Source organism: Macrococcus sp. CoH-51_TC_04 (assembly GCF_058188655.1).
Genome location: NZ_JBVGOY010000068.1, coordinates 1 through 273 on the forward strand (window position 1 = coordinate 1; position 273 = coordinate 273).

Genomic DNA, 273 nt, shown 5'->3' on the forward strand with positions numbered 1-273 from the left:
TCTGGTGACTGCACTGGCTACGGCGGCGATCGGGATGGCAACGGCGGTGTGGCAGGTGGCGATCCTGCGCGCTTTGGCGTGGGCGTCCCGGGGCGTGCGGTCGCCGGCGCGTGATTCGTTGTTGTCGTCGCTGGCGCCGCGTCGCGCGTACGGTCGCGCATTCGGTCTGGAGCGGGCCGGCGACAACTTGGGTGCTGTGGTTGGACCGCTGGCGGCCGCCGGCCTGGTTGCCTGGCTGGGCATCCGTCCGGCGATTTGGTTTGCGCTCATTCC

The 273-nt window shown here is 70.3% G+C and carries 1 protein-coding gene; it reads left to right on the plus strand.

Annotated elements, in window-relative coordinates; genetic code table 11:
• Nucleotides 1–34: 34 nt before the first annotated feature.
• Nucleotides 35–273, plus strand: a 239-nt coding sequence (locus ACZ2V4_RS11800; RefSeq protein WP_490514962.1) for an MFS transporter, incomplete at its 3' end; no start/stop codon positions are given.